This is a genomic window from Streptomyces sp. GD-15H (genome assembly GCF_045291515.1).
Classification (GTDB): domain Bacteria; phylum Actinomycetota; class Actinomycetes; order Streptomycetales; family Streptomycetaceae; genus Streptomyces.
The window spans coordinates 1382522-1408577 of record NZ_CP149447.1; the positions used below are offsets into that span (position 1 = coordinate 1382522).

Below are 26056 nucleotides of genomic sequence, written 5' to 3' on the forward strand. Positions count from 1 at the left end.
ACCCATGGAAGCCGCCGGCCGCCCGTCTGAACAGGGGCGGGACGCGCCGACCGGGGCGGCGGCAGCGGGCGGCGGTCAGCGGGGCCTTCGCATCTCCTGGGTGAGCGCCCAGCGTTCGTGGTCGCGCCAGGCCCCGTCGATGAAGAGCATGTCCGGTGAGAAGCCCTCCAGGCGGAATCCGCAGCTGCGGGCCAGGGCGATGGAGGCGGCGTTGGCGGGCTGCACGTTGATCTCCAGCCGGTGCAGCCGCATCGGCCCGAACGCGTGCCGCACGACGAGGTCCAGCCCTTCGCGCATCAGTCCGCGCCCCGCCGCGTGCGCGAACGCGCCGTAGCCGAGGGCGCCGCTCCGGAACGCGCCGTGGACGATGTTGTTGATGTTGATGAACCCGGCGATGGAGCCGTCGGCAGGGCCCTCGCCCGGGTCCTCGCCGGAGGCTGCGGCCTTCTCGCAGACCAGGAAGCCAGCCTTGGCGGGGTCCTGGATCAGCTGCTCCACGTACGCGGAGTACGCCGCGGCGTTGTCCGGTGGGAACAGCCAGGGGTGGTGCAGAGCCGTGCTCTCCCGGGCGCGGGCGGTGAACTCCGCGCTGTCCGCGTGGGTGAAGTGGCGTATCCCCACGCGGGAGCCCTCGGCGAGGTGGCGGGAGGCGGTGTGCGGCACGGTGCCACCCTACGCCGGGCACGGTGGGCACGCTCAGCTGAGCGCCGGTTCGTCGAGTGTCAGCGTGCCCGCGTCCGCGTCGAGTTCGGCCGTGACGCCGAAGGGGAGGGTGAGCGCCCCGTCGCAGTGACCGAACCCGAACCGCTCGGCCACGGGCACACCCAGTCCGCCGAGCCGGTCGGCGAGCAGGCCCCGCACCGTCTCGTACGGCTCGCACTGCGCCCAGGAGCCGAGCAGCAGCCCCGACACCCCGTCGAGCCATCCGGCCCGCAGGAGTTGGGTCAGGTACCGGTCGAGTCGGTACGGCTCCTCCCCCACGTCCTCCAGGCACAGCAGTCCGCCGCGCGCGGAGTCCCTGGCGTGCGGAGTGCCGAGGTCGGCGGCGAGCAGGGCGAGGCAGCCGCCGAGGGTGACGCCGCGTGCCCGGCCGGGGACCAGCGCGGTGCCGTCGGGGGAGGTGAGGGTGAGGACGGTCTCCGGGGCGAGGAGGGTCGCCTTCAAGTGATCCTGCGCGCGTGCGTTCTTGACGAAGTCGATGCCCGCCGCCATCGGCCCGTGCAGGGTGACCAGGCCGAGCCGGGTCGCGAACGCCTCGTGCAGGGCGGTGATGTCGCTGAACCCGACGAACACCTTCGGCCCGGCGGCCCGCATCGCCGGCCAGTCGAGCAGGTCGACCATGCGCTGGACGCCGTAGCCGCCCCGGGCGCACATCACCACGTCCACGGCGGGGTCGCACCAGGCGGACTGCAGGTCGGCGGCCCGGTCGGCGTCCGTGCCGGCGAGGTAGTCGAAGTCGTGGTGCCGGTCCAGGACATGGGGGGCGATCACCGGGTCGAGGTCCCAGCCGCGCAGCACGTCCAGCCCGGCCTGGAGCCGTTCCTCCGGCACGGGTCCGCTGGGTGCGACGACGGCCACCCGGGCACCGGGGCCGGGCCGGGGCGGCCGCAGCAACGGCTCGGCCCGGCTCATTCGGTGAGTTCCAGTACCGGCACTTCCGGCACCGTCAAACCGAACACCTGGGCGTACAGGGACAGTTCCGCCTCCAGGGCTCGCACCATGGTGGCCGTGCGCCGGAAGCCGTGTCCCTCGCCCTCGAAGGTGAGATACGCGTGCGGCACCCCCTTGCCCTCCAGCCGGGCCAGGAACCGCTCGCACTGCACGGGAGGGCAGATGACGTCGTCCAGGCCCTGGAGCAGCAGGAAGGGGACGGTGAGCCGGTCGGCGTGCGCGGCGGGCGAGCGTTCGGCGTACCGCTCGGGGACCTCGGCGCGCGGGCCGATGAGGCTCTCGAGGTACTCGGACTCGAAGTCGTGGGTCTCCCCCGGGCCCCAGCCGGTCAGGTCGAGCACCGGATAGAGGATGGTGCCGCAGGCGTAGACGTCGGTCGTGGTGAGGGAGACGGCCGTGGTCCAGCCGCCGGCGCTGCCGCCGCGGATGGCGAGCCGGTCGCGGTCGGCGGTGCCCTCCTCGGCGAGGGCGAGCGCGACGGCCGCGCAGTCCTCAACGTCGACCACGCCCCACTGCCCGCGCAGCCGGTCGCGGTAGGCGCGTCCGTATCCGGTGGAACCCCCGTAGTTGACCTCCACGACGCCGATGCCGCGCGAGGTGAAGTAGGCGATCTCCAGGTCGAGCACGGGGGGTGTCCGGCCGGTGGGTCCGCCGTGCGCCCAGATCACGTACGGCGGCAGCCGGCCCTCCGGCGCGACGCAGTCGGGGTGGTGCGGCGGGTACACGTGGGCGTGGATCTCGCGGCCGTCCGGACCGGTGAAGGTGCGGATCTGCGGGTCGGGGTAGTGGGCGGGGTCCACGGCGTCCGTGTGCGGGGCGCCGATCACCCGGGTCCTGCCGGTGCGGGGGTCCAGTTCCACCACCTCGTGGCCGCTGCGGGGTCCGGCTCCGACGGCGACGACCCTCTCGCCGTGCGCCGCGAGCGTGGGCGCGAACTCGGTCCAGGGCCCGACGGCGTCGACGACCTCGCCCGTCTCGGGGTCGAGTATGCCGAGCGCGGCAGCGCCCCGGCCGTGCACGACGGCGATCAGGCCGCTGTCCAGCGGGGCGAACCAGCGCGACCCCGGCTTCCACAGCGGTCCGCCGAACTCCTCCTCGCGCGGGCAGACCGGTTCGCCGTCAAGGTAGAGGTTCCACCAGCCGGTGCGGTCGCTCGTGTGGAGCAGCCGGCCGTCGTGCGTCCAGTCGGCCTGGGCGATCGACTCTCCGGGGCCGCCGGCCACGGTGCGGGCGTCGTACAGGGTGCCGTCGGGTGCGACCTCGGCGAGACGCAGTTCGGTGCCGTCCCACGGCATACGGGGATGGTCCCAGGCCAGCCAGGCGACGCGTCGCCCGTCGGGTGAGAGGCGCGGTCCGGTGACGAACCGGTGGCGGTCGTCGGTGAGTTCGCGGACGGCGCCGCGGTCCTCGGCGGCCGAGCCGTCCAGCGGTACGGCGGCCAGGACGCGGCGCACCTCGCTCGGTCCGTCGCCGGTGAACTCCTCCAGGACACACCACACCTCGCCGCGGTCCGGCAGCAGTGTCGGCTCGGCCCAGCGCAGCCCCTGCCCCACCGGGGAGAGGGGGGTCAGCGGACGCGGCTCGCCGCCGGGTTCATAGCGGTGGAGGCGCTGGTCGGCGAAGTTCACGAACACCACGAGCGGATCGTCGTCGCGGACGAACCCGCCCCAGGGCCGTCCGCCGTACTCGACGACCCGGCTGCGCACGTTCCACGGCGCCGCCAGCACGGACTCCTCCGTGCCGTCGGAGTGCCGACGCACCAGGGTGCGCCGGCCGCCCTCGGCGGGCCGGGGCTCGGTCCACCACACCTCGTCCCCGACGAACCCCACGAACTCGGGGCTTCCGTCGTGTGCCGCGGCCGTGGCCGCGTCGATGGGCGAGGGCCACTCGCCGTAGGGCAGGGTCTGCACCGTCTCCCCCATTCGCTCAGGCCGTCCGCAGGAACCGGTCGAGGACGCGGACACCGAAGTGGAGCGCCTCGACCGGGACGCGCTCGTCGACTCCGTGGAAGAGGGCCTGGTAGTCGAAGCCCTCCGGCAGTTTCAGCGGGGCGAACCCGTAGCCGGTGATGCCGAGGCGGGAGAACTGCTTGGCGTCCGTGCCGCCGGACATGCAGTACGGCACGGCGTGTCCCTCGGGCGCGAACTCCTCCACCGCGGCCCGCATCCGCGCGAACGTCGGCGAGTCCACCGGCGCCTCGAGGGCCGGCTCGCGGTGCTGGAACTCCCAGTCCACGTCCGGCCCGGTGAGCCGGTCCAGGGTGGCGCGGAACTCGTCCTCCCCGCCGGGCAGATACCGTCCGTCGATATGGGCCACGGCCTGCCCGGGAATCACGTTGATCTTGTAACCGGCGTCCAGCATCGTCGGGTTGCTGCTGTTGCGGAGGGTGTGCTCGACGAGTTTCGCGGCCGGGCCCAGCTTGCCCAGCAGCGTGTCCACGTCGGAGAGGTCGGGGTCGACACCGTACAGGGCGGCGAGTTCGGTGAGCGCCGCACGGACGGTCGGGGTGAGCCGCAGCGGCCACTCGTGCTCACCGATGCGCGCGACGGCGGCGGCGAGGCGGGCCACCGCGTTGTCCCGGTTGACCTTGGAGCCGTGCCCGGCCCGCCCGCGCGCGGTCAGCTTCAGCCAGGCCGTGCCGCGCTCCCCCGCCGCGATCGGGTAGAGCTGCCGGCCGGTGCCGTCGTGGACGGTGAAGGCGCCCGATTCGCTGATCCCCTCGGTGCAGCCCTCGAAGAGCGCCGCGTGCCGGTCGGCGAGGAACCCGGAGCCGTCCTCCGCGCTGGCCTCCTCGTCCGCGGTGAACGCGATCACGATGTCGCGCCGGGGCCGCACGCCCTGCCGTGCCCAGGCCCGCACCACGGCGAGGATCATCGCGTCCATGTTCTTCATGTCGACGGCGCCGCGCCCCCAGACCACTCCGTCGCGTACCTCGCCGGAGAACGGGTGCACGCTCCAGTCGGCGGCCTCGGCCGGTACGACGTCGAGGTGACCGTGGACGAGGAGCGCGTCGGCCGTCGGGTCGGTGCCCGCGAGGCGCGCGACGACGTTGGTCCGGCCGGGGGTGCGCTCCAGCAGCACCGGCTCCAGGCCCGCCCCGGCCAGCCGCTCCGCCGCGTACTCGGCGGCGGGTCGCTCCCGGCAGTCGCCCCCGCCCCTGTTGGTGGTGTCGATCCGGATGAGTTCGGAGGTGAACGTCACCACCTCGTCCAGGGCACGTGCGTCAGCCATACTGCTCCTCCACCGCGGCCGAGGCGATCGTGGTGACCGCCTTGAAGGTGCGGATCCCGTCGTGCATGGTTCCGCTCGTGTACGCCACCCTCCGCTCGCCGGTGCGAGCCACGCCCGGCACCACGGTGGCGGCCATCGCCAGATGCTCGGCGTCGAACTCCACCGCGACGGTGAAGGGGCCTGCTGCCAGCGGTTCCTGACGGACCGCCAGCGCGGCGGCCTCCTTCGCCGCGGCCCGGATGTCGGCGGCCGTCCTGGCGGGCGTGCGGCACACGGCCGCGTACCGCGACACATGGTCCTTGACCGCGACCTTCAGCGCCTCCGGCGCGTAGCCGAGGGCGTCCTCGCAGGCCACGTCGTCACCGGTGACCAGGACCACCGGCACCCCGTACTCGGCGACGACGGCCGCGTTGAGCAGGCCCTCGCTGGCCCGTTCGCCGTTCAGCCACACTCCGGTGATGGAGTTGGCGAGGTAGGTGTGCGCGAGGACGCCCTCCATGCCGGCTCCCGCGTGGTAACCGACGAACGCGATGCCGTCCACGTCGCCGTGCTGCACGCCCTCCACCATGGACAGCGACTTGTGCCGCCCGGTGAGCATCTCGGCCCGCTCGTCGAGCCGCTCCAGGAGCAGGTTGCGCATGCTCCAGTGCGCCTCGTTGATCAGTACCTCGTCGGCGCCGCCGTCGAAGAAGCCCCGTACGGCGGCGTCGACGTCGGAGGTGAACATCGATCGGCAGCGCTCCCACTGCGGTGTGCCCGGCAGCACGTCGGCGGGCCAGGTGACACCGGTGGCGCCCTCCATGTCCGCGCTGATGAGGATCTTCATGCGCTCACGCTACGTCGTGCTGCCGAAGCGCGGCCAGGCCTGTGGAAAACTCTCACCGGGCCAGACCAATGACGGAACGGAAGCTCCGGCCCACACCTCCGCCGACCGCTACGTCATGTGGCGCGACCCGTCACATACCAGGCGGACGGCAGTTCTATGCGTGTGCCGTCGGGCCCGTACTCGGTGGTGGTGAGGGGCAGGGTGCCGGTCGCCAGGAGGGTCGGCCCGGCCGCGGTCAGAAACTCCGGTACCGCGCCGTCCGCCACCTTGCCGGGGGCTATGCCGTGTGGGAAGACCGGCGCCGACTTGGGCGGCGGCCCGGAGGACGAGGTCACCAGGTCGCGCAGCACGAACCCGGCGGCCTCGGAGGGTTCGACGAGGAAGGCACGGCCGCGCTCGCCGAGCAGGGTGGCTATGCCGTCCGCCACAGGCTGCCGGTCGTCGGCCTCGCACTGGTGCAGCACCCCCCGCATGTAGACGTTGACGTCGCCGAACTCCGCGTGCAGCCCCTGCGACTCGCCCTTCCCCGCGGCGTCCAGCCGCCGGTATACGGCCCGGCCGGCCGGATCGGCCGTGCGGGCGTGCTCCAGGGCGGCGGCGGACAGGTCGACGCCGAGAACTTACGGGAAACGGTCTGCGAGGAAACGGGTCTGGGTGCCGTTGCCGCAGCCCAGGTCCACCAGGGGCAGACCGGGGTCGGACAGATACGGCTCGAACAGGGCCAGGTGGCGGACGACGGTCAGGGCGGGTTCAGCGTCCCAGAACACGGCGCCCCGCTCGTACGGCGACTCACGCCAGAAACCCTCCCAGGCCGCCCGGTACCGACTGGTCACGCCCATGCCCAACTCCCCAGGGCGTGAAGCGAACCCGCCCGTGTGACGGACCAGTACGGTGTATCGCGCGCCGGGACGCGCGGACAGGCACGCGGCGCATTCCTTCACGCCTCGTCCGCGGCCGGTCCGCCGTCGTGCGCGTCAGCGACAGCCCTCACGCACGGGCGGTCTGCACTCACTCGCGTCGGCTCAGCGGCGGGGCAGGGCCAGTTCGAACCACACGGTCTTGCCGGACGTGGTCCGGCTGGTGCCCCACTCCCGCGCGAGCGTGCTGACCACGCGCAGTCCGCGCCCTGCTTCGTCCATCGGCTCGACGTCGAGCAGCGTCGGCAGTTCGTGGTCGTCGTCCTCGACCTCGCACAGCAGGGTGTCGCCACGGACCAGGCGCAGGGCGACGGGCCGGGCGTGGGCGTGCTGTACGGCGTTGGTGACGAGTTCGCTGACCATCAGCTCGGCATGGTCGGCCGGCTTGCCCAGACCCCACTCGTACAACTGCTCGCGGACCATGGCGCGGGCTCGGGCGACCTCCGACGGGTCGGGGACGAGCCGCCACTCGGCGACGTGGTCGGGCTCGATGCCGCTCAGGCGTGCCATCAGCAGGGCCACGTCGTCCTTGCGGCCGCCGCGCCCCGCTTCCGAGAACGTCGCAGCGAGGGCGCGGATGATGGTGTCGCAGGCATCGTCCATGGACGCGGCCGGGTGGGCGGCGGATTCGCACAGCGTGGCGAGGCCGACACCGATGTCCTCGCCGCGCACCTCGACCAGCCCGTCCGTGCACATCACCAGCCGGTCGCCGGGCTCCACGCGCACGCGTACCGCCTCGAAGGGCACCCCCCCGACGCCGATCGGGGCGCCGGTGGGCAGGTCGAGCAGTTCGCTGCGGCCGTCCGCCGCGCGGACCAGGACCGGCGGGATGTGCCCGGCGTTGGCGAGGTGGAGATCGTTCGCGATGGGGTCGTAGACGGCGTACAGGCAGGTCGCCAGGTGGGTGTCGCCGAGCCGCTGCGCGAGGTCGTCGAGATGGCGCAGCAGTTGCGCGGGGGGCAGGTCCAGCCCCGCCATGGTCTGCACGGCCGTACGCAACTGGCCCATCGTGACGGCCGAGTTCAGGCCGTGCCCCATGACGTCGCCGACGACGAACGCGGTGCGGGCGCCGGGCAGCTTCACCGAGTCGAACCAGTCGCCGCCGACCCGGCCGAGCAGGGTGCCCGGCAGATAACGGGTGGCGATGTCGCAACCCGCCATGCGCGGCGGGATGTGCGGGAGCATGCTCTCCTGGAGCGTCTCGGCGACGTTCTCCTGGTACGTGTACATGCGCGCGTTGTCGAGCACCAGGCCCGCGCGGGCGGCGAGTTCGGCGCCGGTCACCCGGTCCATGTCGTTGAAGACCGGCCGCTCCGGGTGGCGCAGCAGGACCATGAAGCCGAGGACGACATCGCGCGCCTTCAACGGCACGACCAGCATGGAACGGCCGGTGATCAGCGGGCGGAGGTCGCGCTTCTCGAACTGCGAGGCGACGGCGTGCCCCATCTCCTCGCTGATGCGCGGCACGAGGACGGGCTCGCCGGTGGTCATGCACTGGAAGAACGGGGTGTGGGCCGGAAAGGGCATGGCCTCGCCGACGGGCACGACGTCGTCCCAGCGGCCGGGTTCGTCGGTGTGTTCCAGGGCGACCCGGTGCCACATGGTGGTGGTGTCGGGCACGCCCTCGTCGAACCCCTCGCCGGCGACGACCTGTTCGCGCAGATAGGTGCACGCGACGTCCGTGAAGCGGGGCACGACGGCCTCGCTGACCTCGACGATGGTCCGCGACAGGTCGAGGGAGGTACCGATCCGGGAGCTGACCTCCTTGAGGAACTCCAGGTGTTCACGGACGGCGGCGTACTCGAGGTCCTCGCCGTCGTCCCGCAGTTCCTCGGGCACCGGCTCGCCGGCCGCACGGGCCCGCGCCGCCCGCTCACGGCGCGCCTTGCGCTCGGCGCGCCGGGGCACACCCCAGTCGGGGGTGACGGGCACCCGGTCGTTCTGACTGAACTCCAGTATGGGGTAGCCCAGTTCGAGGATCTGGGCGACAATGCGGGCGCTCTCCCCGACGCTCATGCTGGGCAGGATCTCGGGGAGCCGACGGGCCAGGTCCGCGGAGCCGGGGAAGTCGGTGTGCAGGGCGAATCCGGGGGCGATCCGCTCGGACACCTCCGTCTCCTCGCCGTGCAGCGCCTCCGCGTCGGCGGCGAGCACCAGCAGCCGCTCGTGCCCGGGGCCGACCAGCGGGTAGGCCCACCACAGCACGTCGACCCGGCCGGACCCGGACCCGGCGGCGGTGGCAGCAAGGCGGGCACGGCCCGCGGCCGGATAGGAAAGGCCCTGGTCGAGGGAGAACTCGAGACCAGGGCCGAGACCGTCGCAGGCTTCGTGCGAACCGTACGGATCGTGCCGGGCGGCTGTCCCGCCCTCCTCCTCGCCGCCGTCGGGGAGGGCACCGGAGACGGGCAGCAGATCGACGGCGGAGCGACCGAGGGCATCGCCCTTGGCGAGCCCGAACAGGCGCCGTGCTCCCGTACTCCAGTGCGAGACAAGCCCGTCGCGGTCCACCACGACGACGGCCAGCGGGATACGGCCGGCGCCGAGGTCCCCGGTCACCGTGCCGTCCTCTGCTCCATGGTCGGCCGACGCGTCCCGCTTGGTGCCACGGTCCATGGCCCAGGCCCTCTCTCCCCATGGCTCCCAAGATCTGTACCGCCGTCACCACCGTACGGCCACGGCTGGTGGCGATGTGCGGCAATACGGGAATTGCCCACCGGGTTCGGCCCGCGGTCAGTCCTCGTGCCCCAGTTGCAGGTCCCGTTCGGTGCGGCCTCCCCCGGCGACCTGGAGCACGGTCGCGACCGGCGGATAGCCGGCGGCGATGACGGTGTACTCGCCGGACGACAGGTCGACGAACCGGAAGGTCCCGTCCGGCCCGGTGGTGAGGGTGTCGACCACGTTGCCCGCCGCGTCCAGCAGGGTCACGCGCGCGTCCTCCACGGCCCGTCCGCCACCGGCCCGCACGGTGCCGCGCAGCACTGCGCCGCCCGCCAGCTCGACGTCCTGACGGGTCTCCCGGGCCGCCTGGACGGTGACGGGGAGCGCGGCCGGGCGGAACGCGGGCGCGCTCGCGGCGAGGGTGTACTCACCGGCCACCAGCTCGGTGATCTCGTAGCCGCCCTCCCGGCCGCTGCGGGTGGTGGCGACGACCTCGCCGTGGACGTTGGTCAGGGTCACGATGGCGTCCCGCACGGGCGAGCCGTCGGCGGTGAGCACACAGCCGGCGAGACGGCCCGCGCCCCCGAGGACGACGTCCAGCTCGACAGGCCGTTCGCCGACGGTCACCGAGACCGCCTGCGGCTGGTGACCGCCCGCGGCGGCGATCAGGACGTACGCCCCAGGGCCGGGCGTGGCCAGCGCGTACCGCCCGTCGGCGCCGCTCGCGCCCCGCCCGATCTGCTGACCAGCGACGTCGATGAGGGTGAGCGCGGCGCGCGGTACGACGGTCCCGTCCGGATGCTGGACGGTGCCGCAGACGGCGATGCCCGCGGCGTGCGGCGAGCGGAGCGAGGTGGGGGTCCCCCCGCCCGCAGGGTGGGGGAGGGCCTGCGACACGGGCGCCGTCATGTGCGGTGCTTCCGCTGCCGGGCCGGCGGTGGGGGCGTAGTGGGACACCAGGGGTTTCTCCTTGAGGAAGAAGGTGATGAGCAGGCCGAGGACGAGCACCGGCACCAGGTAGAGGAAGATGCGCGGCATGGCGTCGGCGTAGGCCTGGATGTAGGAGTCGCGCAGTGCGGGCGGCAGCGCGTGCACGAGCTGCGGGGTGATCGACTCGGCGTCGGGCAGCCCCGCGCCCTCCCCCGCGGGGAGCCGCTCGGCGAGCGCGTCGGTGAGACGGCCGGCGAAGAGGGTGCCGAAGACCGCGGCGCCGACGCTGCCGCCGATCTGCCGGAAGTAGTTGTTGGCGCTGGTGGCGGTGCCGAGGTCGCCGGGGCGTACGGAGTTCTGCACGGCGAGGACCAGTACGGGCATCACCATGCCGATGCCGGCGCCGAGGACGGCCATCCAGATGCTGTAGTGCAGCCGGGGCGTGTCGGGTTCGAGGCGGGACAGCAGCCACATGCCGGCGATGGAGAGGGCGGCGCCGAGCAGGGGGTGGCGCCGGTAGCGGCCGGTGCGGCTGATGAGCTGCCCGGAGACGAGGGAGGCGCCGACGATGCCGCCCATCATGGGCAGCATCAGCAGGCCCGACTCGGTGGCCGTGGCCCCGTCGACCATCTGCAGGTACGTCGGCAGGTAGCTGGCCGCGCCGAACAGGGCGACGCCGATCACCAGTCCCACCAGAGCGGTGACGTTGAAGACGGAGTCCCTGAACAGCCGGAGCGGGATGAGGGGTTCGGCGGCGAAGCGCTCGACGACGAGGAAGAGCACGGTGGCCGCCGCCCCGCCCGCGCCGAGGCCGAGGACGACGCGCGAGTCCCAGGCGTACTCGGTCCCGCCCCAACTGGTCAGCAGCACCAGGCAGGTGGAGGCCGCGGCCAGCAGCAGGGCACCGAGGACGTCCAGACGGGCTCTGGCGGAGGGCTTGGGGAGTTTCAGCACCAGGGCGACGACGACCAGGGTCACGATGCCGAGGGGGACATTGAAGTAGAAACACCAGCGCCACGACAGATGGTCGGTGAAGTAGCCGCCGAGCAGCGGCCCGGCGACCGAGGCGAGGCCGAAGGCGGCGCCGATCAGGCCCATGAACCGGCCGCGTTCCCGTGCGGGCACGATGTCCGCGATGATCGTCTGGACACCGATCATCAGTCCGCCCGCACCGACGCCCTGCACCGCGCGGTAGGCGATCAGCTGGTCCATGGTCTGTGCCCGGCCCGCGAGCGCGGAGCCGACGACGAAGACGACGATCGCGAACTGGAAGACGCCCTTGCGTCCGAACAGGTCGCCGAGCTTGCCGTAGATCGGCAGTCCGATGGTGGCGGTGAGCAGATAGGCGGTGATCGCCCAGGACATCCGGTCCAGGCCGTGCAGTTCGCCGACGATCTTCGGCAACGCGGTGGCGACGATCATCTGCTCGAGGGCGGCGAGCAGCAGCGCCAGCATCAGCGCGAAGAACACCAGCCGCACCCTGATCCGGCCCAACACGGGGCCTTCCGGGCCCTGATGGGTCTCCTCACCGGGTTCCGCGCCGTACTCCGGGCCGTATTCAGAACGGTGCTCCGGGCCCGGCCCCGGACCCGGTCCGGGCTCCGGGCCGGAGCCCGGTGCGTGGACCCGTTCCGGAGGCGGGCGCTCGGCCGACGGGGCCGCCGCCGTGGCCGGTTCGTCCTGCGTCAGAGTGATCCCGCCGGTGTCGCCCACGTGCCGCTCCCCTCGTCGCGCTGCCACACAATTCCCGCGTAAAAGCGACAACCACGAGCAAGCGCGACGAGTTACGGCATACGGAAGGTCGGCATGGAGATCACTCGAACCGGTGAGGAGAGCCGCCCGGGAGCCAACCTCCCCTCGTCACCGGCTTCTTGAGACGACGGCTACTTCTCGACCTCGGCGGCCAGCTTGGCGAGCAGCGCGTCGTAGATGCGCCCGAGCCCCTTGGGCGCGAAGGTCTTCTCGAAGAAGCCGCCGATGCCGCCCGCACCCGTCCAGGTGGTGGTCACGACGACTCGGGACCTGCCCTCTCCGGCCGGTGTGACGCGCCAGGTGGTGACCATGGAGGAGTTGCGGTCCTTCTCGACCAGTTCGCCGTCGCTCGGCTCGGTGACCTCCAGGAGGCAGTCGCGGACGCGCTTGCTGGTGGCCTGGAGCTTCCAGTGGACGAGGGTGCCCTCTCCGTCGCCGCCCTCACGGACCTCGTACTCGCTGAACTGCTCGGGCAGCAGCCTCGCGCGCGTGCCGCTGTAGTCGGCGATGGCATCGAACACCGTCTCCGCGTCCGCCGCGACGATCCGCTCCGTAGTGGCCTCGACCTGCGCCATCGTTTTCCTCCAGGACATGAGTTCTCAGAGTGCTCAAGCGGTCGGTGCAAGCCAACCACCCCCTCACCCGACCCCCCAAATCGGGGGTCCGGAAGTGATCAGGAGTGTGACCGAAGATGCCGTTCACATGATCAAGGGAACGTTTGTTCCGCTCTGTGGGCCAGTGTTGCCGAGGAGACGTCATGCGCTGGGAGAGACCCCGGCCCTGCACCGCTACCTCCGCCTGCGCAACGCCCACGCCCGCCGCCCCGACGTACTCGCTGCCCAGCGCAAGGAACGCGCCCGCATCCGCAACGAGAAGGGCATCCGTTGGATCGGACGTCCCCTCGCACCAGCGGTCTGACCAACCCGTGGTGCGGCAGGCGCGGCGAGTATCTGGGCGCCGTGTACGCCGAGCTGTTCCCGGAGCGGGTGCGGCGCCTCGTCCTGGACTCGATCATCGACCCCACCGAGGTGTGGTACGAGTCCAACCTGCACCAGGACTACGCCTTCAACGACCGCCACCGCGCCCTCATGGGCTGGATCGCCGAGCACGACGACACGTACAAGCTCGGCATCGATCCGGAGAAGATCGAGGCCAAGTGGTACGCGATGCGCGCGGCCCTGGCCATGGAACCGGCCGACGGCAAGGTGGGCGCCGCCGAACTGGAGGACACCTTCCTCCCGGGCGGCTACGACAACGGCTACTGGCCCTGCCTGGCGGAGGCGTTCGCGGCGTACGTGAACGACGGCGACGCCGAGCCGCTGATCCAGACGTACGAGGACTTCGGCGCGATCGGCGCCGCCGGCGACAACGGCTACAGCATCTGCACGGCGGTCGAGTGCCGGGACGCGTCCTGGCCGCGGGACTGGCGGCAGTGGCGCAAGGACCACTGGGAGGCGCACGAGGAGGCGTCGTTCCCGGCTTGGAACAACGCCTGGTACAACGCACCGTGCGCGTTCTGGCCGGCCCGGTCGCTGCGGCCGGTGAACATCGCCAACGGGAAGCTGCCACCGGCGCTGCTGTTCCAGGCCACCGACGACGCGGCCACCCCGTACCGGGGCGGTGCGACGGTCCACCCTCTGCTCGCCCGCTCCAGCCTGGTGGTCGAGGAGGGCGGTGGCAACCACGGCGTCACGCTGAGCGGCAACGCCTGCCTCGACGAGCATCCGGCGGCGTATCCGACCGACGGGACCGTGCCACGCGGGCCTGGTCAGGCCGACGCGGTATGCGATGCCCTGCCCGCCCCGACGCCGCGGACGTCGAAGGCGGCGCCGACCACGTCACGCGGCTCGACCCTGCACGGCCTGCTCGGCTTCCGCAGCTGAGCGCCTGACGACGCGTCGGGCCGTCAGGCCGTCGTCGGGACGGGAGTCGGCAGACCCCCGGCCCGCCATGGAGCCATGGGTGAGCCGGCCAGCACTCCCGCCCTTGACGACGCCCTCCGGCGGCCCTCGGCCGGCCCGGCTACCTCTGGCCGGGGATCCGTGGGCCGGGTGCCCGGCGCTGCCGGGGGATCCGGGCCAGGGCGTGGACCGCCGCCTCGGCCAGCGCCGGGTGGGCGAGGGCCTCGTTCAGGACGGGCTCGGCACGGGCGTCGCCGAGTTCACCCAGCCCGTCCACACACGCGAGGGCGACCCGGCGGTACGGGTCGTGGGGGCGCAGCCGGCGCCGCAGGGTGGTGATCAGGGCGGGCACCGCCTCCGGGGCGCGCAGTTCGACCAGCAGGCGTACCGGGTGCAGGGCGTAGGCGACACGCAGTTCGTTGGTGGCGAGCGCGGCGGCGGCGCGGGCGGTGCGCGGGTCGCCGAGCCGGGCCAGCGCGTACGCGGCGCAGGCGCAGCGCGGGGGGTCGCGGTGGTTGAGGAGGAGCACCAGGGACTCGAAGGCCCGCCGGTCCCCCCTCAGCCCCAACCGGAAGGCGGCCAGTTCCCTGGCCCACAGCGGCTGCCCGGGTTCGGTGAGCACGGCGGCCAGGGCATCGGGGTCCTCGATCGCCAGGAGCCGGTCGAGAGCCACCGATCCGGACGCCTCGGCCCGTAAGCGCTCCGTGAGCGAACGCAACTCTTCGTCCATGCACCCGAGGTTAGGGGCCTGGAGGGCCGATCGGGACCTACATCACAAACACAGGGGGCTGGCGCGCTCGTTACCCGCAAGTTAGGCTCAGAAGAGCGAGTGACCCACTCGTGTTTCGTTTCTCCTCACAGTGGTCTGGTGACGCGGCCACGGTGAGTGCAGTCGGTTCGGTACTCGTGTACCGCAGTACGGCTCGGCCCCGGGACAGGGCCGGTCGGACCCGCCGTTCCCGGGCGTGCACGCGCCCGCCGCGACGGCACCGGGCGTGTGCGCTCGCAGCCCGGCACCACCCGCACTCCGCGCGCACCCCGTGCGCCCTCGGCGCATCCGGGCGCGGTTTCCGTCGTCACCCTCATTCCTGGAGTCCCTCGATGGCCACTCCCCTGTCCCCCAGTCCGGCACTCCTCTGCCCCCGCTCAGGACCATCGCCGTCGTCGGCCTCGGCACGATGGGCACCGGCATCGCCGAGGTCCTGGCCAAGGCCGGCCGCGAGGTCGTCGGCATCGACATCAGTGCGGCCCAGGCCGCGCGGTGCGTCGCCGCCCTGGAATCCTCGACCGCCCGCGCCGTGGAGCGCGGGCGGCTCACCGCGCGGGAGCGCACGGAGCTCCTCGCCCGCGTGACCACCTCGACCGACATCACGGCGGCGGCCGACGCCGACCTGGTGATCGAGGTGGCGCCGGAGTCGTACGCGATCAAGCAGCAGATCTTCCGTGAACTCGACGCCGTCGTGCGGCCGGAGACGATTCTGGCGACCGGTACCAACGCCCTGTCGGTCACCCGCCTCGCCGCCGAATCGGCCCGCCCCGAGCGCGTGCTGGGCCTGCACTTCTTCAACCCGGCCCCGGTGATGAAGCTGGTGGAGGTCGTCTCCTCGGTGCTGACCGCGCCGGCGGCCGTCACCGCGGTCACCGACCTCGCCCTGGACCTGGGCAAGGAGCCCGTCGCGGTGGGCGACCGACCCGGATTCGTCGCCGACGGACTGCTGTTCGGCTACCTCAACCAGGCCGCCACGATGTACGAGGCGCACTACGCCTCCCGCGAGGACATCGACGCGGCGATGCGGCTGGGCTGCGGCCTGCCCATGGGCCCGTTGGCGCTGCTCGACCTGATCGGCGTGGACATCGCGCGTACGGTCCTGGAAGCCATGTACGCGGAGTCCCACGACCGGTTGCACGCGCCGGCCCCGATCCTCAAGCAGCTGAGCGAGGCGGGGCTGACGGGCCGCAAGGCCGGGCGTGGTTTCTACACGTACGAGGAACCGGGCAGTGCCGCCGTCGTGCGGGACGCGCTGACCCCCTTGGCGGGCGGCTCCCCCGTCGCGGGCCGGGCAGTCCACTCGGTGGGGGTGGCGGGCTCGGGCACCATGGCCTCCGGTATCGCCGAGGTGTTCGCGAAGGCCGGCTGACGAGGTGGTCCTCGCCGCTCGCAGCGACGAGAAGGCACAGGGTGCCAAGGCGCGTATCGGCAAGTCCCTGGCGCGCTCCGTCGACAAGGGGCGGATGACCGCCGAGGCCGCCGCCCAGACCCTGGAGCGCGTCCGGCCGACGGGCACCTATGACGACTTCGCCGACGTGGACCTGGCGGTCGAGGCGGTCGCCGAGGAACTGGAGGTCAAGCAGCAGCTGTTCGCCGCGCTGGACAAGGTCTGCAAGCCGGGTGCGGTGCTCGCCACCACCACCTCGTCCCTGCCCGTGATCGCCTGCGCCCGTGCCACCTCGCGTCCGCAGGACGTGATCGGCATGCACTTCTTCAACCCGGCGCCGGCCATGAAGCTGGTCGAGGTGGTCCGCACGGTGCTGACCGCCGACGACGTCCACGCGACGGTGCGCGAGGTCTGCCAGGCGATCCGCAAGCACGCCGTGGACTGCGGCGACCGGGCCGGGTTCATCGTCAACGCGCTGCTGTTCCCGTATCTCAACAACGCGGTCAAGATGGTGCAGGAGCACTACGCCACCCTCGACGACATCGACGCCGCGATGAAGCTGGGCGGCGGCTACCCGATGGGCCCCTTCGAGCTGCTGGACGTCGTCGGGCTGGACGTCTCGCTCGCGATCGAGAAGGTCCTGCACCGCGAGTTCCGCGACCCGGGGCTCGCTCCGGCGCCGCTGCTGGAGCACCTGGTGGCCGCGGGCTGCCTCGGCCGCAAGACCGGCCGTGGCTTCCGCGAATATGCCAAGCGCTGAGCAACCCCGCCTGGACGACTGGTTCCGCGGCGACGCCCAGTGGGGCGGGCTGCTGGATCCCGGCCGGTGCGCGCCGCCCGCGGGCCGCACGGCTCCCCCGCCGCCGGAAGGCGGGGGAGCCCCCGGTCCCGCGCGGTGGGCCGCGCGCATGCAGTACGTTCGGGGCATGTCCCAGCCCGCCAAGTTCGCCCGTACACCAGCCACGACCGAGCCGCAGGAACGTGCCGCAGGCAGTCGCGCAGCCGCCCAGCGGCTCAAGATGCGCCGGGAACTGGCGGCCGCCGCGATGGAGCTGTTCGCGACCAAGGGGTACGAGGCCACCACCGTCGACGAGATCGCGGCCACGGCCGGGGTCGCCCGCCGCACCTTCTTCCGGCACTTCCGCTCCAAGGAAGAGGCGATCTTCCCGGATCACGACGACACCCTGGTGCGCGCCGAGGCGGTGCTCAACGCCGCGCCGGCGCACGAGCATCCGCTCGACACGGTGTGCCGCGGCATCAAGGAGGTCATGCGGATGTACGCGGCGCGGCCGGAGATCTCGGTCGCCCGCTACCGGCTGACGCGCGAGGTGCCCACGCTGCGCGAGGCGGAGATCGCGTCGGTGGCCCGCTACGAACGTCTCTTCACCCGTTATCTGCTCGGCCACTTCGACGAGCACGCGAACGACGACGACGCGGGCGACGACCCGCTGCTGGCGGAGGTCGCGGCGTCCGCCGTGGTCACCGCGCACAACCACGTGCTCCGGCGCTGGCTCAGGGCGGACGGCCGGGGCGATGTGGAGGCGGAACTCGACCACGCCTTCTCGATCGTCCGCAAGACCTTCGGGAGCGGGATCATGGCGGGCCGCCGCACCGCGCCCCCGAGGTCGCCCACCGCGTCGGTGTCCGCCCACGGTGAGGTGCTGGTGACGGTCGCCCGCACCGACGCCCCGCTCGACGAGGTGATGCGGACCATCGAACAGGCCCTGAAGGAGCGCTGAGCGCACCCTCACCACTGTGACGACGGCCACCCCACGGGGTGGCCGTTTTGCCATGCCAGAGCCCCTTTTGACGCCCTTCCGGATCCCATTCGATCGATCATCGCTCATTTGTCACGTAAAGATTTCATCTGAGACCGATTTCTGGCACCCAGTGCCTTGCGCACTGTCACGGCGTGCCATACGTTGAAGGAGTCCGGGCGGCCGGCGCGCAGAGACCCTTCGTGCGTCGGCTGTCCCAGCAAGCCTCTCCCAGGCCTGCCCGCCCGGACGCCTGCGTCACAGGCACCTCCCGCGCCACAAAGCGCTGCCGAAGCACCACCCCGCCGAACCGACGGCATCCCCTCGAACCCTCAGCAGCACCGACGTAACCCTCAGCGCCCCTCCCTCAGGGTGCTCACCGCCGGAGGCAACACCGTGACCGTCAAGGACATCCTGGCCGCGATCCAGTCGCCCGACTCCACGTCGGAGGACTTCGCCGCCCTGCCGCTCCCCGAGTCGTACCGTGCGATCACCGTGCACAAGGACGAGACGGAGATGTTCTCCGGACTCGCCACCCGGGACAAGGACCCCCGCAAGTCGATCCACCTCGACGACGTGCCCGTGCCCGAACTCGGCCCGGGTGAGGCCCTGGTGGCAGTCATGGCCTCCTCGGTCAACTACAACTCGGTGTGGACGTCGATCTTCGAGCCGCTGCCGACCTTCGGCTTCCTGGAGCGCTACGGCAAGCTCAGCGAGCTCACCAGGCGTCACGACCTGCCGTACCACATCATCGGCTCCAACCTCGCGGGCGTCGTGCTGCGCACCGGCCCCGGCGTCAACGCCTGGCACCCCGGCGACGAGGTCGTCGCCCACTGCCTGTCGGTCGAGCTGGAGTCCAGCGACGGCCACAACGACACGATGCTCGACCCGGAGCAGCGGATCTGGGGCTTCGAGACCAACTTCGGCGGCCTGGCCGAGATCGCGCTGGTGAAGTCCAACCAGCTGATGCCGAAGCCCGACCACCTGAGCTGGGAGGAGGCCGCCGCCCCCGGCCTGGTCAACTCCACCGCCTACCGGCAGCTGGTCTCCCGCAACAGCGCCGGCATGAAGCAGGGCGACAACGTGCTCATCTGGGGCGCCAGCGGCGGACTCGGCTCCTACGCCACCCAGTTCGCGCTGGCCGGCGGCGCCAACCCGATCTGCATCGTCTCCAGCGAGCAGAAGGCCGACATCTGCCGGGCCATGGGCGCCGAGGCGATCATCGACCGCACCGCCGAGGGCTACAGGTTCTGGAAGGACGAGAACACCCAGGACCCGCGCGAGTGGAAGCGCTTCGGCAAGCGCATCCGCGAACTCACCGGCGGCGAGGACGTCGACATCGTCTTCGAGCACCCCGGCCGCGAGACCTTCGGCGCCTCGGTGTACGTCACCCGCAAGGGCGGCACCATCGTCACCTGTGCCTCGACCTCGGGCTACAACCACGAGTACGACAACCGGTACCTGTGGATGTCCCTGAAGAAGATCATCGGCTCCCACTTCGCCAACTACCGCGAGGCCTGGGAGGCCAACCGCCTGGTCGCCAAGGGCAAGATCCACCCCACGCTGTCCCGGGTGTACTCCCTGGAGGACACCGGCCAGGCCGCCCACGACGTGCACCGCAACGTCCACCAGGGCAAGGTCGGTGTGCTGTGCCTCGCCCCCGAGGAGGGCCTGGGCGTGCGCGACCACGAGAAGCGCGCGAAGCACGTGGACGCCATCAACCGCTTCCGGAACATCTGAGGGCTGCCGGATGACAGAGCGTCAGACCGCGCCGCAGGCGCGAAGGGAACGGGACCGGCCGTGGCTCATGCGCACGTACGCCGGTCACTCCACGGCCGAGGCGTCCAACGAGCTGTACCGGCGCAATCTCGCCAAGGGCCAGACCGGTCTGTCGGTGGCGTTCGACCTGCCGACACAGACCGGCTACGACCCCGACCACGTCCTCGCCCGCGGTGAGGTGGGCCGGGTCGGGGTGCCGGTCTCGCACATCGGCGACATGCGCAGGCTGTTCCAGGACATCCCCCTGGAGCAGATGAACACCTCGATGACGATCAACGCCACCGCCATGTGGCTGCTGGCTCTCTACCAGGTGGTCGCCGAGGAGCAGGGCGCGGACATCACCAAGCTCCAGGGCACGACCCAGAACGACATCGTCAAGGAGTACCTGTCCCGCGGCACGCACGTGTTCCCGCCGGGACCGAGTCTGCGCCTGACGACGGACATGATCGCGTACACGGTCTCCCACCTGCCGAAGTGGAACCCGATCAACATCTGCAGCTACCACCTGCAGGAGGCGGGCGCCACGCCGGTGCAGGAGATCGCGTACGCGATGTCCACGGCGATCTCGGTACTCGACGCCGTGCGCGACTCCGGGCAGGTGCCGCCGGAGCGCATGGGCGACGTCGTCGGCCGTATCTCGTTCTTCGTGAACGCGGGCGTCCGCTTCGTCGAGGAGATGTGCAAGATGCGCGCCTTCGGCCGCATCTGGGACCAGGTCACGCGCGAGCGGTACGGCATCGAGAACCCCAAGCACCGCCGCTTCCGCTACGGCGTCCAGGTCAACTCCCTCGGCCTGACCGAGGCGCAGCCGGAGAACAACGTCCAGCGGATCGTGCTGGAGATGCTGGCCGTGACCCTCTCCAAGGACGCACGCGCGCGTGCCGTCCAGCTGCCGGCCTGGAACGAGGCCCTGGGCCTGCCCCGCCCGTGGGACCAGCAGTGGTCACTGCGCATCCAGCAGGTACTCGCCTACGAGAGCGACCTGCTGGAGTACGGGGACCTCTTCGAGGGCTCCAAGGTGGTCGAGGCCAAGGTGGCGGAGCTGGTCGAGGCGTCGCTGGCCGAGATGGGGCGGATCGAGGAGATGGGCGGTGCGATGGCCGCCGTCGAGTCCGGCTACCTCAAGTCCCAGCTGGTCTCCTCGCACGCCGCGCGCCGGGCCCGGATCGAGTCCGGCGAGGAGAAGATCATCGGTGTCAACGCCTTCGAGGGCACCGAGCCGAACCCGCTGACCGCCGATCTCGACACCGCGATCCAGACCGTCGACCCGGCCGTCGAGGCACGGGTGGTGGAGGCGCTGGGCCGCTGGCGCGACACGCGCTACCAGCCGCCGTTCAACCACCCGCGTCCCTGCAAGGCGCTGGAGGCGCTGAAGGAGGCCGCGAAGGGCGACGGCAACCTGATGGAGGCCACCCTGGAGTGCGCCCGCGCGGGGGCCACGACCGGCGAATGGGCCGGTGCCCTGCGCGAGGTGTTCGGCGAGTACCGCGCCCCGACCGGGGTGTCCTCGGCACCGGTCGCCGTCCCCGCCGAGGAGGGCTCGGCGCTCGCCCGGGTCCGCCGCAAGGTGGAGGTGACGGCGCGTGACCTCGGCGTCGGCAAGCTGCGCTTCCTGGTCGGCAAGCCGGGCCTGGACGGGCACTCCAACGGCGCCGAGCAGATCGCCGTACGGGCCCGGGACGCCGGGTTCGAGGTGGTCTACCAGGGCATCCGGCTCACGCCGGAGCAGATCGTGGACGCCGCCCTCGCGGAGGATGTCCACGCGGTGGGCCTGTCCATCCTCTCCGGCTCGCACGCCCAGCTGGTGCCGGACGTGCTGGAGCGGCTGCGCGAGGCCGGCGCGGCCGACATTCCGGTGATCGCCGGCGGGATCATTCCGAACGCCGACGCCGAGCAGCTCAGGGCCGCGGGAGTGGCCGCGGTCTTCACCCCGAAGGACTTCGACATCACCGGGATCATCGGCCGTATCGTCGACGAGATCCGCAACGCGAACAAGCTCGACCCCCTGGAGGTCCCCGCATGACGAGCGCCCACCCGTCGCCCGCCACCGCCCTCGCAACGAGTGGCTCCGCCGCACACCACTTCAATCGCCTTCGCCCCCGGCGCTCCTGCCTCGCGGTTCCCGGAAGCAACCCCCGCTTCCTGGAGAAGGCCCAGGGCCTCCCCGCCGACCAGGTCTTCCTCGACCTGGAGGACGCCTGCGCGCCGCTGGCCAAGCCCGAGGCGCGGCACACCATCGTCAAGTTCCTCAACGAGGGCGACTGGACCGGCAAGACCCGCGTCGTGCGCGTCAACGACTGGACGACCGAGTGGACCTACCGCGACGTCGTCACCGTCGTCGAGGGCGCCGGGGCGAACCTGGACTGCATCATGCTGCCGAAGGTCCAGGACGCCCAGCAGATCGTCGCCCTGGACCTGCTGCTCACCCAGATCGAGAAGACCATGGGCCTCGAGGTCGGCCGGATCGGCATCGAGGCGCAGATCGAGAACGCCCAGGGCCTGAACAACGTCAACGAGATCGCGCAGGCCTCCCCGCGGGTGGAGACGATCATCTTCGGCCCGGCCGACTTCATGGCGTCCATCAACATGAAGTCGCTGGTGGTGGGCGAGCAGCCGCCCGGCTACCCGGCGGACGCCTACCACTACATCCTGATGAAGATCCTGATGGCCGCCCGCGCCAACGACCTCCAGGCGATCGACGGCCCCTACCTGCAGATCCGCAACGTGGACGGCTACCGCGAGGTCGCCCGGCGCGCCGCCGCGCTCGGCTTCGACGGCAAGTGGGTGCTGCACCCGGGGCAGGTCGAGGCGTCCAACGAGATCTTCTCGCCGTCCCAGGAGGACTACGACCACGCCGAGCTGATCCTGGACGCCTACGACTACTACACGTCCGAGGCGGGTGGCAAGAAGGGCTCCGCGATGCTCGGCGACGAGATGATCGACGAGGCCAGCCGCAAGATGGCCCTGGTCATCTCCGGCAAGGGACGCGCCGCCGGCATGCGGCGCACCTCCAAGTTCGAGACGCCCACCGACTAGAAAGGCCCTGAGCGCGATGCAGTTCGGACGCACCTTTGAGGAGTTCGAGGTCGGGGCGGTCTACAAGCACTGGCCCGGGAAGACGGTCACCGAGTACGACGACCACCTGTTCTGTCTGCTCACCATGAACCACCACCCGCTCCACCTGGACAGCCACTACGCCGAGCAGACCACGGACTTCGGCAAGAACGTCGTGGTGGGCAACTACATCTACTCGCTGCTGCTCGGCATGTCGGTGCCGGACGTCTCCGGCAAGGCGATCGCCAACCTGGAGATCGAGTCGCTCAAGCACGTGGCGCCGACCTTCCACGGCGACACGATCTACGGCGAGACGACCGTGCTCGACAAGTGGCCGTCCAAGTCCAAGAACGACCGCGGCATCGTCCACGTCGAGACCAAGGGCTACAAGCAGGACGGCACGCTCGTGTGCGTGTTCCGCCGCAAGGTGATGGTGCCGACCGAGACGTACATCAAGGAGCGCGGCGGCGAACAGCCGGGCCGCCCGGAATTGAAGGACCAGGAGAAGTAGAGATGAGCCGTCTCGCCCAGACCCACGGTCTCACGGACGTCCAGCGGGAGATCCTCTCCACCGTCCGGGACTTCGTGGACAAGGAGATCATCCCGGTCGCGACCGAGCTGGAGCACCGCGACGAGTACCCGCAGCAGATCGTCGACGGCCTGAAGGAACTCGGCCTGTTCGGACTGATGATCCCCGAGGAGTACGGGGGTCTGGGCGAGTCGCTCCTCACCTACGCGCTGTGCGTGGAGGAGATCGCCCGCGGCTGGATGTCGGTGTCCGGCATCATCAACACGCACTTCATCGTGGCGTACATGCTCAAGCAGCACGGCACCCAGGAGCAGAAGGACCACTTCCTGCCCCGCATGGCCGCCGGCGACGTCCGGGGCGCGTTCTCCATGTCGGAGCCGGCCCTGGGCTCGGACGTGTCGGCGATCTCGTCGAAGGCGGTGAAGGACGGCGAGGAGTACGTCCTGAACGGCCAGAAGATGTGGCTGACGAACGGTGGGACGTCGTCCCTGGTGGCCGTTCTGGTCCGGAGTGACGAAGGACACCCCGAGGGGACGCCCCCTCACAAGTCGATGACCACCTTCCTGGTGGAGAAGGAGCCGGGCTTCGGCGAGGTGCGGCCCGGACTGACCATCCCGGGCAAGATCGACAAGATGGGCTACAAGGGTGTCGACACCACCGAGCTCATCATGGACGGCCTGCGTGTTCCCGCGGATCGCGTGCTCGGCGGGGTCACCGGCCGCGGTTTTTACCAAATGATGGACGGCGTGGAGGTCGGCCGCGTCAATGTGGCGGCGCGTGGCTGCGGCGTCGCCCAGCGTGCCTTCGAACTCGGCGTCCGGTACGCCCAGCAGCGTCACACTTTCGGCAAGCAGATCGCCCAGCATCAGGCCATTCAGTTCAAGCTCGCGGAGATGGCCACCAAGGTGGAGGCCGCGCATGCGATGATGGTGAACGCCGCACGCAAAAAGGACTCCGGCGAACGAAACGACCTGGAGGCGGGGATGGCCAAGTACCTCGCCTCCGAGTACTGCAAGGAGGTCGTCGAGGACGCCTTCCGGATTCACGGTGGCTACGGCTTCTCCAAGGAGTACGAGATCGAGCGCCTCTACCGGGAGGCCCCGATGCTGCTGATCGGAGAGGGCACCGCCGAGATCCAGAAAATGATCATCGGTCGCAGACTGCTCGAAGAGTATCGATTCCAGGGCTGAATGTCCGGATACGGGGTGTTTTCTTGGAATAGCGGATCACACCCCGTCAACACCCTCCGGTCGTCGACTCGACTGCCTGGCTTACCCAGTTGTCACCTGGAGCCGCTACGATCGCCGGACAGCCGCCGTCCCCCGTCAGTGCGCGGCACCATCCGCTACGAAGGTCATCCATGCCCCACAGCCAAACCTCTGCATCTCGCGACAGCCTCGCCGGTGTACGCCTCGCGCGCGGAGCATCGCCGTGGCTTCTGCCGACCGTCGCCACCGCAGCCGTCAGCCTGGTCCGTGCCCGCCGCTCGGGCGCCGCCAAGGCCGTAGCCGTTCCCGCCACCGCTCTCGCGGCGGGGATGCTGTGGTTCTTCCGCGACCCCGAGCGCGAGATCACCCGAGGCCGGGTCATCTCGCCCGCCGACGGTGTGGTGCAGAGCATCATGCCGTGGAAGGACGGCCGGACCCGTGTCGCGATCTTCATGAGCCCGCTCAATGTCCACGTCAATCGGGCGCCGCTGGCCGGCACGGTGACGTCGGTCGAGCACGTCCCCGGTGGCTTCGTTCCCGCTTTCAACAAGGAGAGCGAGAACAACGAGCGCGTGGTCTGGCACTTCGACACCGAACTCGGTGACATCGAGATGATCCAGATCGCCGGTGCGGTGGCCCGCCGCATCGTCCCCTACGTGCCCCAGGGCACCAAGGTCGAGCAGGGCGAGCGGATCGGTCTCATCCGGTTCGGCTCCCGTGTGGATCTCTACCTGCCCGAGGGCGTCGAGATCGACGTCGAGGTGGGGCAGAAGACCGTGGCTGGGGTGACTCGAATTGACCGTGATTGATCCTGAGACACAGGCCGGATGGGTGACCGACGTCCACGAGGAGGACGACGAGGAGGAGATGCCGCTCTCGCTCCGCCTGTCGATAGCGGACACCCTCACCCTCGGCAACGCCACCTGCGGCTTCATGGCCGTTTACTTCACCACCACTGGCATCCTGATCCCGCACCTCACAGGCAGCCAGGAGTCCGGCATGGCCCGCCACAGCGCGGCCACCGCCGTGATCCTGATGCTGTGCGCGGCCGTCTTCGACCTGTTCGACGGCCTGGTGGCCCGGAAGCTGCGCTCCTCCCCGATGGGCGCGGAACTGGACAACCTCTCGGACCTGATCAGCTTCGGTCTGGCACCGGCGTACTTCGTCCTCGTGTACGGCATGGTCGCGGACGACGCGCACCAGAGAGTGGCCGCGGTCGGCGCGATCGTGGTGTTGCTGGCGGTGGTGCTGAGGCTGGCGAGGTTCTCCTGCGTCACGGTCAAGGACGGCACCTTCCAGGGCATGCCGTCACCGTTCGGCGCGCTGACCATCGTCTCGATCGTGCTGCTGGAGCTGCCGTTCGTGGCGACGGTGCTGGCGATCCTGGGCACCGCCTGGCTGATGGTGAGCCGGGTCGAGTACCCGAAGCCGCGGGGCCCCCTCGCGGTGGCGATGCTGGCCTGGATCGTGCTGAGCATGGGGATGCTGGCGGCCTGGGCCTTCGACGCCCCCAGCGGCCAGCTGCTGCTGCAGACGGGCTGCGCGCTGCAGCTGGTGATGGGCGCGGTGATCCCGCTGTTCGCCACGGCCCGCCGGGTGAACAACTTCCGCGACAACCGCCGCGAGGCGCGGGCGGCACAGCCGTAACGGCGCCGCGGAGGGCCCCAAACCCTGGTGGGTTCGGGGC

The 26056-nt window shown here is 71.0% G+C and carries 18 protein-coding genes and 3 pseudogenes; 11 read left to right on the top strand and 10 right to left on the bottom strand.

Annotated elements, in window-relative coordinates; genetic code table 11:
• Window positions 1–75 precede the first annotated feature (75 nt).
• The 9 genes and pseudogenes from WJ438_RS06780 to WJ438_RS06820 form a co-directional block, all read right to left on the bottom strand.
• A complete protein-coding gene (locus WJ438_RS06780) occupies window positions 76–663 on the bottom strand; it encodes a GNAT family N-acetyltransferase (protein ID WP_406724394.1) in 588 nt (195 codons plus the stop codon).
• 33 nt (window positions 664–696) lie between these two features.
• Window positions 697–1632, bottom strand: coding sequence for an LD-carboxypeptidase (locus tag WJ438_RS06785; protein WP_406724395.1), 936 nt, complete (start codon window positions 1630–1632; stop codon window positions 697–699).
• A complete protein-coding gene (locus WJ438_RS06790) occupies window positions 1629–3593 on the bottom strand; it encodes a prolyl oligopeptidase family serine peptidase (RefSeq protein WP_406724396.1) in 1965 nt (654 codons plus the stop codon). Before WJ438_RS06790 ends, WJ438_RS06785 begins: the two co-directional genes overlap by 4 nt.
• Before the next feature lie 4 nt (window positions 3594–3597).
• On the bottom strand, window positions 3598–4902 hold the full coding sequence (locus WJ438_RS06795) for a M20/M25/M40 family metallo-hydrolase (protein ID WP_406724397.1): 1305 nt from the start codon (window positions 4900–4902) through the stop codon (window positions 3598–3600).
• On the bottom strand, window positions 4895–5728 hold the full coding sequence (locus WJ438_RS06800) for a M55 family metallopeptidase (protein ID WP_406724398.1): 834 nt from the start codon (window positions 5726–5728) through the stop codon (window positions 4895–4897). Before WJ438_RS06800 ends, WJ438_RS06795 begins: the two co-directional genes overlap by 8 nt.
• A 113-nt stretch (window positions 5729–5841) precedes the next feature.
• Window positions 5842–6567 (bottom strand): annotated as a pseudogene (locus WJ438_RS06805) (class I SAM-dependent methyltransferase).
• Between the two features lie 183 nt (window positions 6568–6750).
• The gene (locus WJ438_RS06810; RefSeq protein ID WP_406724399.1) at window positions 6751–9258 is read right to left on the bottom strand and encodes a SpoIIE family protein phosphatase; all 2508 of its coding nucleotides are present in this window, start codon (window positions 9256–9258) and stop codon (window positions 6751–6753) included.
• A 117-nt stretch (window positions 9259–9375) separates the two neighbouring features.
• Window positions 9376–11946 (bottom strand): MFS transporter, encoded by a 2571-nt coding sequence (locus WJ438_RS06815; RefSeq protein WP_406724400.1) that lies wholly within the window; start codon window positions 11944–11946, stop codon window positions 9376–9378.
• Between the two features lie 170 nt (window positions 11947–12116).
• Window positions 12117–12560, bottom strand: a complete 444-nt coding sequence (locus WJ438_RS06820) for an SRPBCC family protein (protein WP_406724401.1) — start codon at window positions 12558–12560, stop codon at window positions 12117–12119.
• Between the two features lie 127 nt (window positions 12561–12687).
• Between WJ438_RS06820 and WJ438_RS06825 the strand changes: the two genes are divergently transcribed.
• Together WJ438_RS06825 and WJ438_RS06830 are read left to right on the top strand one after the other, a co-directional pair.
• Window positions 12688–12903 (top strand): integrase, encoded by a 216-nt coding sequence (locus WJ438_RS06825; RefSeq protein ID WP_406724402.1) that lies wholly within the window; start codon window positions 12688–12690, stop codon window positions 12901–12903.
• A 23-nt stretch (window positions 12904–12926) separates the two neighbouring features.
• Window positions 12927–13868 (top strand): annotated as a pseudogene (locus WJ438_RS06830) (alpha/beta hydrolase); the annotation flags it as partial.
• Window positions 13869–14007: 139 nt separating this feature from the next.
• On the opposite strand, the gene WJ438_RS06835 reads toward WJ438_RS06830, so the two are convergent.
• The gene (locus tag WJ438_RS06835) at window positions 14008–14616 is read right to left on the bottom strand and encodes an adenylosuccinate lyase (RefSeq protein ID WP_406724403.1); all 609 of its coding nucleotides are present in this window, start codon (window positions 14614–14616) and stop codon (window positions 14008–14010) included.
• 448 nt (window positions 14617–15064) lie between these two features.
• On the opposite strand from WJ438_RS06835, the pseudogene WJ438_RS06840 reads away from it, so the two are divergent.
• The 9 genes and pseudogenes from WJ438_RS06840 to pssA all read left to right on the top strand — a co-directional run bounded on the left by WJ438_RS06840 (window position 15065) and on the right by pssA (window position 26016).
• Window positions 15065–16802, top strand: a pseudogene (locus tag WJ438_RS06840) (3-hydroxyacyl-CoA dehydrogenase family protein).
• A 166-nt stretch (window positions 16803–16968) separates the two neighbouring features.
• A complete protein-coding gene (locus WJ438_RS06845; RefSeq protein ID WP_406724404.1) occupies window positions 16969–17781 on the top strand; it encodes a TetR family transcriptional regulator in 813 nt (270 codons plus the stop codon).
• A gap of 414 nt (window positions 17782–18195) precedes the next feature.
• Window positions 18196–19539, top strand: a complete 1344-nt coding sequence (ccrA, locus tag WJ438_RS06850) for a crotonyl-CoA carboxylase/reductase (RefSeq protein WP_406729615.1) — start codon at window positions 18196–18198, stop codon at window positions 19537–19539.
• Window positions 19540–19549: 10 nt separating this feature from the next.
• Complete coding sequence (locus WJ438_RS06855) at window positions 19550–21601, top strand: protein meaA (protein ID WP_406724405.1); 2052 nt, start codon at window positions 19550–19552, stop codon at window positions 21599–21601.
• Window positions 21598–22614 (top strand): HpcH/HpaI aldolase/citrate lyase family protein, encoded by a 1017-nt coding sequence (locus WJ438_RS06860; RefSeq protein ID WP_406724406.1) that lies wholly within the window; start codon window positions 21598–21600, stop codon window positions 22612–22614. The genes WJ438_RS06855 and WJ438_RS06860 overlap by 4 nt, the downstream gene beginning before the upstream one ends.
• 16 nt (window positions 22615–22630) lie before the next feature.
• Complete coding sequence (locus tag WJ438_RS06865; protein WP_406724407.1) at window positions 22631–23143, top strand: MaoC family dehydratase; 513 nt, start codon at window positions 22631–22633, stop codon at window positions 23141–23143.
• A 2-nt stretch (window positions 23144–23145) separates the two neighbouring features.
• Window positions 23146–24351, top strand: coding sequence for an acyl-CoA dehydrogenase family protein (locus WJ438_RS06870; protein ID WP_406724408.1), 1206 nt, complete (start codon window positions 23146–23148; stop codon window positions 24349–24351).
• A gap of 170 nt (window positions 24352–24521) precedes the next feature.
• Window positions 24522–25178 carry a phosphatidylserine decarboxylase gene (locus WJ438_RS06875; protein WP_406724409.1) on the top strand — a complete coding sequence of 219 codons (657 nt, stop codon included), beginning with the start codon at window positions 24522–24524 and terminating at the stop codon, window positions 25176–25178.
• Between the two features lie 58 nt (window positions 25179–25236).
• Window positions 25237–26016, top strand: coding sequence for a CDP-diacylglycerol--serine O-phosphatidyltransferase (gene pssA / locus WJ438_RS06880; protein WP_406729616.1), 780 nt, complete (start codon window positions 25237–25239; stop codon window positions 26014–26016).
• Window positions 26017–26056: the final 40 nt, after the last annotated feature.

Excerpts from the sequence above, each read along its gene's own strand:
- WJ438_RS06800 (WP_406724398.1), bottom strand. The coding sequence starts at position 5,728 with ATGAAGATCCTCATCAGCGCGGACATGGAGGGCGCCACCGGTGTCACC.
- WJ438_RS06855 (WP_406724405.1), top strand. The coding sequence starts at position 19,550 with ATGACAGAGCGTCAGACCGCGCCGCAGGCGCGAAGGGAACGGGACCGG.
- WJ438_RS06835 (WP_406724403.1), bottom strand. The coding sequence starts at position 14,616 with ATGGACGAAGAGTTGCGTTCGCTCACGGAGCGCTTACGGGCCGAGGCG.
- WJ438_RS06825 (WP_406724402.1), top strand. The coding sequence starts at position 12,688 with ATGATCAAGGGAACGTTTGTTCCGCTCTGTGGGCCAGTGTTGCCGAGG.
- WJ438_RS06795 (WP_406724397.1), bottom strand. The coding sequence starts at position 4,902 with ATGGCTGACGCACGTGCCCTGGACGAGGTGGTGACGTTCACCTCCGAA.
- WJ438_RS06810 (WP_406724399.1), bottom strand. The coding sequence starts at position 9,258 with ATGGACCGTGGCACCAAGCGGGACGCGTCGGCCGACCATGGAGCAGAG.
- WJ438_RS06845 (WP_406724404.1), top strand. The coding sequence starts at position 16,969 with ATGTCCCAGCCCGCCAAGTTCGCCCGTACACCAGCCACGACCGAGCCG.
- WJ438_RS06865 (WP_406724407.1), top strand. The coding sequence starts at position 22,631 with ATGCAGTTCGGACGCACCTTTGAGGAGTTCGAGGTCGGGGCGGTCTAC.
- WJ438_RS06870 (WP_406724408.1), top strand. The coding sequence starts at position 23,146 with ATGAGCCGTCTCGCCCAGACCCACGGTCTCACGGACGTCCAGCGGGAG.
- WJ438_RS06860 (WP_406724406.1), top strand. The coding sequence starts at position 21,598 with ATGACGAGCGCCCACCCGTCGCCCGCCACCGCCCTCGCAACGAGTGGC.
- WJ438_RS06820 (WP_406724401.1), bottom strand. The coding sequence starts at position 12,560 with ATGGCGCAGGTCGAGGCCACTACGGAGCGGATCGTCGCGGCGGACGCG.
- WJ438_RS06790 (WP_406724396.1), bottom strand. The coding sequence starts at position 3,593 with ATGGGGGAGACGGTGCAGACCCTGCCCTACGGCGAGTGGCCCTCGCCC.
- WJ438_RS06785 (WP_406724395.1), bottom strand. The coding sequence starts at position 1,632 with ATGAGCCGGGCCGAGCCGTTGCTGCGGCCGCCCCGGCCCGGCCCCGGT.
- WJ438_RS06875 (WP_406724409.1), top strand. The coding sequence starts at position 24,522 with ATGCCCCACAGCCAAACCTCTGCATCTCGCGACAGCCTCGCCGGTGTA.
- pssA (WP_406729616.1), top strand. The coding sequence starts at position 25,237 with ATGCCGCTCTCGCTCCGCCTGTCGATAGCGGACACCCTCACCCTCGGC.